Consider the following 13,375-nt stretch of genomic DNA (forward strand, 5'->3'; position numbering starts at 1 on the left):
AAATTCTAATCACGTAAAATATAGCTATCATTTATCAATAAATATTTTTCTTGTAAACTTATATTTGCGTCAAAGAAAAAGGGGATATAAATGACAAATGAACTTTGGTGGAGCCCACAAGCATACTCAATAGTTAATCAATTTCGTATTAAAAATGCCTTAGATACTCTTGAAAGATTGAATATAAAGGCTGATGATTTACCACAAGATGTCCTTGATATTGGGACAGGTCAAGGAGCTGTAATACATGCACTAGCTCTAGCAAATAACTCTTCAAAATTTACTGCTATAGATATTGATGAGAAAATGCTACAACATGCTGAGATAGAAAATAGTGCTGCAAATATCAATTATATTTTAGAAAACATCCTAGATATAAATTATACAAATCAGTTTGATTTAGCTATTTCATTTGCGTGTCTTCATTGGGTTACAGATCTTCAGACAGCATTTAAAAACATAAGCAACTCACTGAAAGAAAAAGGGAGATTTGCTGCTTTAATATACCCACGTTCAGGTATACAGTTTGATGCTATTGATGAAGTGATTTCAAAAGAAAAATGGTTTGACTATTTTAAGAGTTTCAAAAACCCACTTTGTAAAGTAAATAAATATGAATGTGAAAAGCTACTTAAAAAAGCTAACTTTAGTAAGCTAAAGATCATTAAAGATGAAATAATATTGACAACAACTAAAGAAGATTTTATAAATGTTACTAAGAGTTGGATTCCTCATTTACAAAACTTACCTTATGAGCTTCATGATGATTTTCTAAATGAGGTAGCTGATTTACTTCCAAGCTCCCCACCTGTTGATCAAATAACTTTTTTAGCTGAAAAATAACAACTATTAAAAATTTATTACTTACCACAAAGCATTCATATTCAAACACTTTGCTTAAATCTCTATGCTATAATTTTTATTATACTGATCTATTTTAAGTAAATTTTATAATGCAAAACATAGAAAACATCAAATTAGACTTTTTAAGCTTAGATGACTATCACGAACTTAAAGAAGCAATGATTGAAGTTTATAACAATGTCAGAAATCCATATTGGGAAAATCATGAAATAAATACTTTGATAAAGAAGTTTCCTGAGGGTCAAGTTGTTATAAAAGTTAATGATCAGCTTGCAGGTTGCGCATTATCAATTATTGTTGATTATAAAAAGTTTGGTCATAAGCATACTTACAGAAAGATAACAGGTAATGACACTTTCAATACTCATGATGATAATGGTGATGTTTTATATGGTATAGATCTATTTGTTAAGCCTGAATTTAGAGGTATGCGTCTAGGTCGTAGATTATATGACTATCGAAAAGATCTTTGTGAAAGGTTGAATTTAAAAAGCATAATTTTTGGTGGCCGAATTCCAGGGTATCATGAGTATGCTGATAAAATGTCTCCACAACAATATATAAATAAACTTAAACGACAAGAGTTACACGATCCTGTTCTGCGCTTCCAATTAAGTAATGATTTCCAACCGGTTAGGATTATCAAATCATATTTAGATGGAGATACTGAGTCTAATGACTATGCTGTTTTACTTAAATGGACAAACATCTATTATGAAGAAGAGCAAAAAGAAGCAGCTCCTATTAAAAAAGATGTCCGCTTAGGCTTAATCCAATGGCAAATGCGTCCATATAAAGGTCTAGATGAACTAATGCAACATGCTGAATATTTCGTAAATGCTGTATCAAACTATAGATCTGATTTTGCATTATTCCCTGAGTTTTTTAATGCTCCACTAATGGCTGAAAACAACCATTTATCAGAACCTGAGGCAATTAGAGAACTAGCAAAACACACTCAGATAATCACTGATAAATTCTCTGAATTTGCAGTTACATATAATATAAACATCATAACTGGAAGTATGCCAGAAATGAAAGGTGAACGACTATACAACGTTGGTTACCTATGTCGTAGAGATGGTACAGTAGAAAAATATGAAAAGCTTCATGTAACACCTGATGAGGCTATGGTATGGGGTCTTCAAGGCGGTAACAAATTAGAAGTATTTGATACTGACTGTGGAAAAATAGGTATTCTAATTTGTTATGACTCAGAATTTCCTGAGTTAAGTAGAATACTTGCTGAAGATGGTATGGATATACTTTTTGTTCCATTCTTAACAGATACTCAAAACGGCTTCTCCAGAGTTAGAAACTGTGCTCAAGCAAGAGCTATTGAAAATGAATGTTATGTTGCTATTGCAGGTAGTGTTGGCAACCTACCAAACGTACACAATATGGATATCCAGTATGCTCAATCTATGGTATTTACTCCATGTGATTTTGCCTTCCCCCCGACAGGAATAAAAGCCGAAACAACACCAAATACAGAGATGATTTTAATCGCAGATGTCGATATTAACCTTCTACGCGAACTTAATCAGTTTGGTAGTGTTAAAAATTTAAGAGATAGACGTAAAGACTTATATATGCTAAAACGCGGCGACTAAAAAAACTATACCACTAACTGTCTAAGTCTTCTATTTAGATATGGCGATAAAATAAATAAGATAACCGCGGCACCACATCCTAATAGAGTAAAATAACCGAATGCCTTCGAATAAGTATGTATTGTCTCAATAGGAGGAAGTGCAGCAGATTTACCATTACCACTAATTAATATTCCAAAACTTGCTGCTAAAAAGTTAGCAAAAGCCGAACTTAAGACCCATACGCCCATAAAAAAGCCAACCATTTTTCTAGGAGATACTATACTCACCATTGCTAAGCCTATTGGCCCTATAAATAGCTCACCTAAAGCCTCAAATAAGTAACTTAGATTTATCCACCATGATGAAATAATACCGTTCTTAGCTGTCAAAGGAATTGCTACAACCAAAATAAAGAATGATAGCCCCATTATAAATAATCCTTTGGCAAACTTAGTCGGATATGTATATGGATTTGAGCCATATTTACGACTTAGATAAGTATATACAGGACCAAAAAGGATTATAAAGAAAGGCTCTACAGATTGGTATGCACTCGCTGGAATATCAAAACCAAATATCACTCTATTAACATTTCTTTCTGTAAAAACATTCATCATCCCACCACTTTGTTGTAATAAAATCATAAATATCATATAAAAAATTGTTAACGTTACAGTGATATAAATCCTACTTCTATCATTAGCTTCTGAAATCTTCACAAAATATAAAATTATTAATAATGTAATGGCTCCTATTAGATATAAAACTCGACTAGCCCAAATAGGATAAGCAAGTAAAACAAAGATAAAAGCAATCAAGATACCTAAACCTATAGCTATTGTAGCTGCAAATAAATATTTTTCTGCTAAAGATTTGGTGCTTTGTTTAATATCTTTATAATGCTTTGAACCTTTTATAAATATCAACAATCCAGCTAACATTCCTAAGCCTGCAATACCAAATGCTAAATTCCAGCTAATTGTCACAGCTATATATGAGCAAACTATCGGAGCTGTAATAGCTCCTACATTCATACCAATATATAATAAAGTAAAACCTTCATTCCTCTTATATTGAGTATTTGTAAATAATGTACCTGTTATAGCTCCAATACTGGGCTTAAATAAACCTGTACCAATAATCACAAAACTTAATCCTAAAAAGAAATATATATGCTGAGCATTTGGGATGATCATTACAAAATGCCCTAATGCAATCAATAAAGCACCTATAATGATAGAGTAGTATTGTCCAATGTATTTATCTGCGATTATACCTCCAACTATTGGAGTTCCATATACCATCGAGGCATATGCTCCATAGATAAGGTATGTCTTAGCATCAGAAATATCAAAAAATTTGAATAAGTATAAAATTAATAGTGCTGTGATTCCATAATAGCTAAACCTCTCCCATAGACCAGCTAGGAAAAGATAAACCATTCCTTGAGGATATTTAGACTGCTTTGCTATAGTCAATGACATCTATATTACCCTCCCTTGTAGTTGCCTTTATAAGAGCTTGCTCTATATCATTTTTAAGATCCTCAACATCTTCTATACCTATTGAAAGCCTGATTAGACCATCACTTAGACCTTGTTCTAACCTAACTTCTTTAGGAATCGAAGAATGAGACATCAAAGCAGGTATCGATGATAAACTCTCAACACCACCAGCACTAACTGTTATAGCGAATAGCTCTAGCTCTTCTAAAAATGCTTTTGCCAAGTCATCACTGCCATTTAGTTCAAGACTTAGAACCCCACCAAAACCTTTCATTTGCTGTTTCGCAAGCTTATGATCTGGGCTACTTTCTAAACCAGGATAGTATACCTTTTTAACTAGCTCATGCTGCTCAAGCCATTTTGCTAGCGTTAAAGCATTATGATTATGCTGTCTTACTCTTAGAGCTAATGTTCTTAGTCCTCGTGTGGCTAAGAAGCTGTCAAATGGGCTAGAAACAGCCCCTCCAGCTAAATGAACAAGATCTAATTTTTTAATTAGCTCATCATTATCTTTTACAACAACAACTCCACTAATCACATCAGAATGACCACTTATATATTTTGATGCTGAGTGTATAACAATATCTGCACCAAAAGATATCGGTTTTAAATTATAAGGGGTAGCAAAAGTATTATCGACAACAAATATTAAACCATGTTTTTTACAAAACTGGCTTAATCTTTCTAAATCAACTACTCTTAATAAAGGATTTGATGGCGTCTCAACCCATAGCATTTTGGTGTTTTTTCTAAGGTTTGCTTCCAAGTTGTCTAAGTCACTTAGATTCGCATATGTTGCTTGAAGAGCTGATGAGTATTTCTTAACCTCTTCAAATAATCTATAAGTGCCACCATATAATGCATCAGTTGCTATTATATGACTATTAACACCTAAAATATCTAATACTGCATTAATTGCAGCAACTCCTGATGAAAAAGCATAACCTTTCGTTGCTCCCTCTAACTCTGCTACAGCCTGCTCATAGCTAGATCTCGTAGGATTACCAACTCTACCATATTCAAAAGCTTTTTCACCGCCTGGACTTTTTTGACGATAAACAGAAGAAGTATAGATAGGTGTTGTCACAGCGCCTGTTACTGTATCACCTGGATTACCTGAATGAACAGCTAGGGTATCGATTTTAGAATTTATAATGGTCATATTTTGCCCCCATAATTTTTTTATTGCTAAAACGATGAGAACAATATTATTAATGTTTTCGCTTTAGCAGATTTTATCTAGCGCCCGCAATTTGAAATAAATCAGCGCTTTTTTAACTTAGTTTGTTATTTTTTTATGCTTTATCACCATATTCTTGCATATGTTTTGCTGTACGCTTATTAGTTCCATACATAAAGTGATTTTCCATCTTCTCTAAGTACTTACTACCAGGTACTTGTAACCCAACAGCATCAGCAACTTCTCTAATTAGCATAGGACTAGCACCACAACATACACCTAAGTAGTTAACTCCCAGATCATATGCCTTCTTAGCAAAATCCCTAATTTCATAACGGTTACAATATAGAGGATCTAACGCAGTAGGGAATGTTCTTCCATGCGGAGCTCCACAAATGCAACCATTATCATCTGGTAAGTTAAAGAATGTAGTATGATCACTTGTTGTTCTATAAGGAACTGGTAATGCAGCAACATGACATTTAACCGCTTTACGAATTTCTGCGATATCAGGAAGCATTGTGTGAGGGCCTCTGAAGCAGTTCATACCTACTACATCTGCACCACGTTGCTCTAACTCTTTACAAGTATCTACAATACTCCAACCATCGCGCATGATATTTTCACCAAATGGCGCTATTGTAACTACACATGGTAAGCCGGCTTTTTTCATAATTTCTAAAGCAGCGAATGCTTCTTCTGCATAATAGAATGTTTCACCAATTAGTAAATCTGCACCTTCTTCAGCAGCCCAACCAATCATTTCATTAAACATTCTTTTGACTTCTTTTTGAGACTCTTGGTCACCTTGCTTCCAAATATTTGAGTTAGAAATATTTCCAGCTAACAGGTTTGGTTTTAGACCTTCTGGTGTTGAGTCAGCAACTTTTTTGGCAATTCTTAGAGCTTGTCTATTTAATGGCTCAAGTAAATGTTCTTTACCAATAACTCTTAACTTCTCTCTATGACCATTATACGTAAATGCTTCAACAATATCAGAACCAGCATGCTGAAATTCTCTATGTAGACCTTCTAAAACCTCAGGATGCTCAAGTGATACCATTGGTACAAACTCTCCTGATGCTAAATAACCACGACGTTCTATTTCAAATAGGAAACCTTCTGCACAAATTACGGGACCTTTATCAAGTCTCTCAAGTAAATTTTCTTTTTTCACTTTGGAAATCTCCACGTTTTAATTAATAAACAAACTTTTTGAATATTAGCAAAAAGCTCCCTACTAAAACGATTACAAGACTTTATGGAAGAAATGTTCGCTTTAGCAGGACTTATAAAGCGCTCGCAATTTGAAGTAAATCAGCGCTATACTTCACACTCTACACATTTTTAATAAAATAAACAATAATTTATAGCTAATTTTACATTTTTTTATTTTCTTTCAAATAAAGAAAGTAAAGAGATAATATAAACCACAACTAATATATAAAATGGTGCAGTTAAAATCTTTAGATCAACTGCTAAATAGGCAAATAATATTGGTAAGCCTCCTGTAAAAATAGCCATACCTAAGTTTTGTGTAATAGCTAAACCACTAAATCTACGGCTTTTTTTAAATCGATTTAGTACTACACACATATAATTAGCATTAATCAAACCATTTACAAAGGCAAATGCAACTATAAGCACTATAGTCCATACTAAAGATGCTTTTAAGATTAGAGCTGTAGCTAGAGGCACAAGCAATACTATAGCTAATACTATCCCAATACCTTGAGTAGCCTTATTACCAATTTTATCAGCAATATATCCTCCTGCTAGAACTGATATAGCATATGTAACTATTGTTACTAGTACATAAGTTGATGTCACATTCTTATCTAAACCTAGGCACTTTTGACAATAAGTTGGCAGAAATACTATGAACATCGCTAAAAACACAGTACAAGAAGATATAGTTAATAGAGACTTCAAAGATAATCCCAAATGATTCTTCAATAACTCTATTAAAACGAAACCTCTTGGCTGATCTATATCAGGAGTTAATGTTTCATCAATTGAAGAACGCCAAAAATAACTTAAAAGTACTGCAACTCCACCAAATGCAAAAGCTAAACGCCAACTATAAGCAAAAAACTGCTCAGTTGTTAATACAAAGCTAAGTAAAAAATATGCTATAGAACCTAAAATCATACCAAAAGTAGCACAAAATATAACTATCGAAGTAAGGAAATTGCGTCTAGTTGAAGACTGTTCATTAACCAATAGTACAGCTGCTGTTAACTCTCCTCCAAAAGAAAATCCTTGAACTAGTCGACAAGCAGCTAATATTAAAGGTGTAAATATCCCAATAGTATTGCTACTTGGTAATATAGCTATTATTAATGATGAAATCCCTATTAAAATAACAGTCCATTTAAAAGGTATTTTTCTACCATATTTATCACCAAGATTGCCCCAAAATATTGCCCCAATTGGTCTAGCAAAATATCCAGCTCCAAAAATAGCAAAAATTAAAATAAGTGAACTATTAAGTGATTCCTGATGTAAGAGAGCCATCGATATCTGAAAAGCAAATAAGCCAAATATATGAAAGTCAAATGTTTCAAAAGCACTGCCAATACTTGAAACTAGAATAGATTTAGTCCGCAAAACAAAACTCCTGCTTAGTAGTGTGGTTTGATAAATGAGTAATCGTTAAATTATAAGATTAAATAAAACTTTGTAAACTATACTTAGCTTCTAAAAACTCATAAATCCCATCATCAGATCCTTCCCTACCAAGTCCAGACTCTTTGACCCCGCCAAATGGTGCCTTTTCGCTTGAGATAGTTCCTGAATTTATGCCCACCATACCATACTCAAGGGCATTTCGAACTCTTCTTATTTGATTCATATCACTACTAAAGAAATAGCTAGCCAAACCATATACGGTATTATTTGATCGTTGTATAACCTCATCTTCTGAATCAAAGCCAAAGATACCAATAACAGGACCAAAAGTTTCTTCACAACTAACATCCATATTATCTTGCATATTATCTAAAATAGTTGGCTCAAAAAAGTTACCACCTAGTTCTAAATTTACCTTACCACCACAAACTAACTTTGCACCTTTTTTAATAGCATCATTGACATGTGACTGAACTTTCTCAACTGCTGCTTGATTTATTAATGGCCCTATCTTTACACCTGGCTCTAATCCATTGCCCTGCTTAAGCTCTGTAATGACTTGCTTAAGCTTAGCTACAAAATCTTTTCTAATTGTGTTTTGTACAAAGACTCTATTTGGTGCAATACAAACTTGGCCAGCATTTCTAATCTTAGAAGCTAAAAGCCCTTGTATAGCTTTTTCTAAATCAGCTCCTTCAAATACGATAAAGGGTGCATTTCCTCCAAGTTCAAGAGATATCTTCTTAACCGTATCGGCTGCTTGTTGCATAAGAAGTTTACCTACTCTTGTTGAGCCTGTAAAAGTTATCTTTCTAACTATATTACTTTGTTGAAACTCTTTACCTATTACTTTCGAGTCACCACATATAACCTGTAATAAATTTTCATCTGCTCCTGCATCTATAAGCAACTCTTTAACTGCAAATGCTGTTAGTGGTGTTAACTCAGATGGTTTAAGTATCACACTACAACCCGCTGCAATCGCTGGAGCTGCTTTTCGTGTAACCATAGCTAGAGGAAAGTTCCATGGTGTTATCGCAGCTACTACACCCACCGGCTGATAGTCAACTCTACCTTCAGCTTCTTTTATATTAGGATCAAATATACGCGAATCTATTCTATTTGCTTTCTCAGTATACCATTTAATAAAGTTTGCCCCATATAGCACTTCTCCCCTTGATTCACTTAAAGGCTTTCCACTTTCTAATGTAATAATTTCTGCCAAATATTTAATATTTTCAATAACTAAATCATACCATTTAGACAAGATTTTTGATCTATCAATAGCAAGCTTCTCTTTATAAACATTTTGAGTATGTTTAGAAACTAAGATACTATCTCTAACATATTGTGCACTTTTGTTTTCAAGCTCACATAAAATCTCACCTGTTGCTGGATTGCTTAACACAAAGCTATTTTCTCCAGAATATGAATATTTTTTTAAAACCCTATCTAGCAGATTATTCATAACTATTTCCCCTTAGTAGCTTAACATTCTAATATCTTGTTGTCGCATATCTATTGTTATTAGTAGGCTTATTAAAACTAACACCTATACAACCTGATAAGCTAATAATTAAATAAAATTAAAAAGACTTTTTTCATAACTATTTTACTCTTATATAAAAGATTATATCGATTGAATAGCAGTAATTGCAATTGTATAAGTTATATCATCAACGGTAGCGCCCCTTGAAAGATCATTTACAGGTTTATTAATACCTTGTAAAACTGGCCCTATACTTAAAACATTGGCACTTCTTTGTACTGCTTTATAAACAGTATTACCTGTATTTAAATCTGGGAATATAAGAACAGTAGCTTTACCTGCAACAGGACTATTAGGCGCTTTTTTACTAGCGACACTTTCTATCATAGCAGCATCATATTGCAATGGTCCATCGACTAATAAGTCTGGAGCTTTTTGCTTAAGCATTTCTGTTGCTGATCTAACCTTTTCAACTTGTGCACCCGACCCAGAAGTTCCTGTACTATAGCTTATCATTGCAACACGTGGCTCAATATTGAACTTTTTCGCAGATTCAGCACTTTGAATAGCTATATCAACTAACTGCTCAGCTGTTGGATCTTGATTTACCGCACAGTCACCAAACACTACAACCTCATCCGGCATACACATAAAAAATACAGAAGAAACTAAAGATATATTTGGCTTAGTCTTGATAAGCTGTAATGCTGGTCTTAAAACGTCTGCTGTCGTATGCTCAGCTCCTGAAACTAGACCATCAACCTCACCTAGGTATAACATAAGCGTTGCAACTATTACTGGATTTTTAAGAGCATCTTTTGCCATACTTTCAGATAAACCTTTATGCTTTCGTAACCCAACTAAAGTATCTAAATATTTAGCTTCAGCAGCAGCATCAATAGTTACAATCTCAATATCATTAGGCAAGCTAAAACCATTTAACTCAGCAACTTTATTAATTTTCTCACTATCACCGATTAATACACATTCTGCTAAGCCTTGTTCATGACAGTTTTTTGCAGCTTCCAATGTTCTTGGCTCATAACTCTCTGGTAGAATAATGCGTTTTTTAGCCTTTCTCGCCATCTTTAATAGGTGATATCTGAAGGCAGGTGGCGACATCACTTCTTGTTTTACATCTTTTGATGTCAATGTAGCTATTATCTTTTCTCTATCTAATGAACTTGAAATAACCTCTTTTACCTTTTGAATTCTTTCCTTATCATCAAGAGGAATTCCCATTAAGTCAATATCCGCTATTTTAAGAATAGTTTTTACACTCTTATTTTTTGTTGTAAGTATTGCAAACCCTGCTTTCTCAGCAGTCTCAATACATAGTTGCTTCACTTTTTGTTTTGGTTTTTGATAAATATATTCCTCAGCAGTTAAAACTATACCCGCTATCTTCATGCCATTTTGTACAGCTAAACAAACCGCTACTAAGATATCTGAACGATCTGCTGAAGTCACTATCAAGGAATTAGGTGTTAAATCATTAACTAAATTATCAACTCCCCTAGAGCACATCATAACTTTCTTAACTCGGGCTTCCAAACTTACATTAGACAAAACATTCAAATTAAGAGTATTTTTAATGTCTAAAACTCGTGGAAAAGTTCTCTCCTTATTCCAATCAACAACACCAATTAGATTTAAACCTTTCTGTGCAAATACTGGTAATTGCTCAAGCTGATCTCTAGTTACATTTCCATGCTCCCGGGTATCAGTACTTTCATCAGTCAAACTAAAACTAACTTTACCATCACTATCATAAGGTGCATTGAGCTTTGTAATAACAGCTCCAATTATTTTTATTTTCTTTGGGACCCCTTTGACTGCATAATCTAATTCATCATTGATATCATCCATAGGCTTATTACCATGATATGACGTTATTATCACATCAGCATTCAAAGCCTTTATAAGCTCAATATTTAGCTGATCAACAACTGCATTAATAGGATATAACTTATGAGAACTACTCCCTTGTCTAAATAATCCTGAAATAACTATAAAGTCTGCATCGCTGCACTTCTCATAAAATTTGCTAAGAACTAGCTCAACATAATCTTTAATGCGATTATTTAGTAAATATACTTCTATCTGTGCTACTGACATATCCATATCATAAATAGGATGAAAAAGCCCGGCCTTAAGCCCCTTTTGCTGTAAAGAGTAACCCAAGCCATTTGCCAAAACTCGCAAACCAGTATGCTTTGATGTTGGTAATATAAATACAGATTTTTTCATAGCATCCTCTTATATTAGTTTTTGTGTGTCTTGAGCTATCATTAACTCTTCATTAGTAGCTATAACCATTATTTTGTGACTACCTGATAAATTCACAAATAAAGCAGACTTATTATTGCTCTTGATATCTATTTCAAAACCAATATTATTTAGCTTTGAAATAATATTTTCACGGATATTAACAGCATTCTCACCAATACCTCCAGTAAAAACCAGAGCATCAAATTCTTTGAAATAGATCATATAGCTTGCGACAAATTTAGCCACTCTATGACAAAATATTTCTATCGCTAATTTTGCTAAATCATCCCCTTTTGCAGCAAGCTCAGAAACTTCACGCATATCATTATGCCCACAAATACCCAAAAGACCACTTTTCTTATTAAGAGTATTTGTGATTTTAGCAATATCCCAACCAAGATTATCTGAGATATATGCAAAAATACTTGGATCAATAGCTCCTGAACGTGTCCCCATTACTAAACCATCTAAAGGGGTTAGCCCCATACTCGTATCAATACTTTTTCCATCAACAACTGCTGTTATACTACAGCCATTACCAAGATGAGCAACTATAACATTTGCTTTTTGCTTAGCTAATATCTTTGCCGCTTGTTGTGATACATATTTATGAGATGTCCCATGAGCCCCATATTTTCTAATATTATGATCATGAGTAAGCTCCCTTGGTATTGCATATTCTGCAACATAATTAGGCATACTTTGATGAAAAGCTGTATCAAAAACAGCGACTTGAGGTAAGCCTGGGAATATATGCTTACAAAAAGCAATTCCTTCAATATGAGCAGGGTTATGCAACGGTGCTAGAGGTATACAATCTTTAATTTTTTGTAAAGAGTCATCATCTATTAATACAGACTTTGAGAAAAATTGCCCCCCATGAACTACTCTATGGCCAATAGCAGTGATCTTATCTAAGTAGCCCTGCTCAGATAAAAACTTTTTAAGCTCATTGAAAATATCTGAATACAAACCATTTTCAATAGTTTTTTGAAGCTTTTCTTTAGCTTTAAAGATAACTTTACAATTTTTACTTCCAATATTCTCAGCAAGCCCTGTTAAAAGAGACTCTTCAGCTTCTGGGTTAATAAGAGCAAATTTAACGGATGAGCTCCCACAGTTTAAAACTAGTATATGTGACATATAATAAAAATCTATTATCATTATTTATTAATAGTATACTCTCTATAAAATTAAAGAATAACTCCTAAAAATAAAAATATATTCCATAACATAACAGTAGGAATGATAAAATAATAATTGCAAACTCATATTAATGAAAGCTGTTTGTATTAATAACCTATATAGTCAATGGAGATCTACAATGAAAAAAATAATCATATCTGTAATTACCTTAACATTTGCACTATCAAGCTTAGCTATGGCTGATGATAGTGTTAGCTTAAAACATGTTAGAAGCTTAGATAAACAAGATAGGAAAGAATATATTCAAGGTCTAAGCAACTCTCAAAGACAAACTCTTAGACAACAAAGAAAGCATCACTTTAAAAATGCATCTCCTGAACAAAAAGCTAAAATTAAAGCAAAAAGGCAAGAAAAAAGACAAAACAGAGCTGCAAGTAACAACTAATTATAAATTAATCTAATAACGGTAATATTCTCATCAAAGTTAGATGAATTAATCTCTAAAAAATCAGGCACCTCTTTTATTTTTGGTTAAAGCCACTATCTGTAAAATCTATGATAAAAATTTGTATGTCTATCAGTTTGCGACAGAAACCTTGCCTAAGATGGTTAAACGTTTATGGGACTGTTGAAATCTGATATTAATTTTAAAATTGTTTAAAATATACTGAAAAGTAATATATGATTTTTTTAT

10 protein-coding genes are annotated in these 13,375 nt (G+C 33.2%); 3 read left to right on the forward strand and 7 right to left on the reverse strand.

The features are described 5' to 3' along the window. Positions 1-90 precede the first annotated feature (90 nt). Together AB8E56_RS06130 and AB8E56_RS06135 are read left to right on the forward strand one after the other, a co-directional pair. Entirely contained in the window at positions 91-843 is a 753-nt protein-coding gene (locus tag AB8E56_RS06130) for a class I SAM-dependent methyltransferase (protein WP_329479115.1), read from the forward strand. A gap of 110 nt (positions 844-953) precedes the next feature. Next, positions 954-2,477 carry a bifunctional GNAT family N-acetyltransferase/carbon-nitrogen hydrolase family protein gene (locus tag AB8E56_RS06135; RefSeq protein WP_329479118.1) on the forward strand — a complete coding sequence of 508 codons (1,524 nt, stop codon included), beginning with the start codon at positions 954-956 and terminating at the stop codon, positions 2,475-2,477. A gap of 5 nt (positions 2,478-2,482) precedes the next feature. Here AB8E56_RS06135 and AB8E56_RS06140 read toward each other — a convergent pair whose 3' ends face one another. From AB8E56_RS06140 to AB8E56_RS06170, 7 genes are all read right to left on the reverse strand, one after another. Continuing rightward, a complete protein-coding gene (locus AB8E56_RS06140; RefSeq protein WP_329479122.1) occupies positions 2,483-3,943 on the reverse strand; it encodes a peptide MFS transporter in 1,461 nt (486 codons plus the stop codon). Further along, positions 3,915-5,126 (reverse strand): PLP-dependent aspartate aminotransferase family protein, encoded by a 1,212-nt coding sequence (locus AB8E56_RS06145; protein WP_329479124.1) that lies wholly within the window; start codon positions 5,124-5,126, stop codon positions 3,915-3,917. The genes AB8E56_RS06140 and AB8E56_RS06145 overlap by 29 nt, the downstream gene beginning before the upstream one ends. 133 nt (positions 5,127-5,259) lie before the next feature. After that, positions 5,260-6,321 (reverse strand): homocysteine S-methyltransferase family protein, encoded by a 1,062-nt coding sequence (locus AB8E56_RS06150; RefSeq protein WP_329479128.1) that lies wholly within the window; start codon positions 6,319-6,321, stop codon positions 5,260-5,262. 212 nt (positions 6,322-6,533) lie between these two features. Beyond that, complete coding sequence (locus AB8E56_RS06155; RefSeq protein ID WP_329479131.1) at positions 6,534-7,754, reverse strand: MFS transporter; 1,221 nt, start codon at positions 7,752-7,754, stop codon at positions 6,534-6,536. Positions 7,755-7,812: 58 nt separating this feature from the next. Next, positions 7,813-9,243, reverse strand: coding sequence for an NAD-dependent succinate-semialdehyde dehydrogenase (locus AB8E56_RS06160; RefSeq protein ID WP_329479133.1), 1,431 nt, complete (start codon positions 9,241-9,243; stop codon positions 7,813-7,815). A 162-nt stretch (positions 9,244-9,405) separates the two neighbouring features. Continuing rightward, positions 9,406-11,514, reverse strand: coding sequence for a phosphate acetyltransferase (pta, locus tag AB8E56_RS06165; protein WP_329479136.1), 2,109 nt, complete (start codon positions 11,512-11,514; stop codon positions 9,406-9,408). Between the two features lie 9 nt (positions 11,515-11,523). Then, entirely contained in the window at positions 11,524-12,678 is a 1,155-nt protein-coding gene (locus tag AB8E56_RS06170) for an acetate kinase (RefSeq protein WP_329479138.1), read from the reverse strand. A gap of 181 nt (positions 12,679-12,859) precedes the next feature. Between AB8E56_RS06170 and AB8E56_RS06175 the strand changes: the two genes are divergently transcribed. Next, on the forward strand, positions 12,860-13,126 hold the full coding sequence (locus AB8E56_RS06175; protein WP_329479140.1) for a hypothetical protein: 267 nt from the start codon (positions 12,860-12,862) through the stop codon (positions 13,124-13,126). The last annotated feature ends 249 nt before the right edge of the window (positions 13,127-13,375 follow it).

The sequence above is a fragment of the Francisella sp. 19X1-34 genome, from assembly GCF_041102755.1.
Lineage (GTDB): Bacteria > Pseudomonadota > Gammaproteobacteria > Francisellales > Francisellaceae > Francisella.

What these genes read in the sequence shown, in the direction of transcription:
- AB8E56_RS06130 (WP_329479115.1), top strand. Translation starts at nt 91, where the DNA reads ATGACAAATGAACTTTGGTGGAGCCCACAAGCATACTCAATAGTTAAT.
- pta (WP_329479136.1), bottom strand. Translation starts at nt 11,514, where the DNA reads ATGAAAAAATCTGTATTTATATTACCAACATCAAAGCATACTGGTTTG.
- AB8E56_RS06135 (WP_329479118.1), top strand. Translation starts at nt 954, where the DNA reads ATGCAAAACATAGAAAACATCAAATTAGACTTTTTAAGCTTAGATGAC.
- AB8E56_RS06170 (WP_329479138.1), bottom strand. Translation starts at nt 12,678, where the DNA reads ATGTCACATATACTAGTTTTAAACTGTGGGAGCTCATCCGTTAAATTT.
- AB8E56_RS06160 (WP_329479133.1), bottom strand. Translation starts at nt 9,243, where the DNA reads ATGAATAATCTGCTAGATAGGGTTTTAAAAAAATATTCATATTCTGGA.
- AB8E56_RS06145 (WP_329479124.1), bottom strand. Translation starts at nt 5,126, where the DNA reads ATGACCATTATAAATTCTAAAATCGATACCCTAGCTGTTCATTCAGGT.
- AB8E56_RS06175 (WP_329479140.1), top strand. Translation starts at nt 12,860, where the DNA reads ATGAAAAAAATAATCATATCTGTAATTACCTTAACATTTGCACTATCA.
- AB8E56_RS06140 (WP_329479122.1), bottom strand. Translation starts at nt 3,943, where the DNA reads ATGTCATTGACTATAGCAAAGCAGTCTAAATATCCTCAAGGAATGGTT.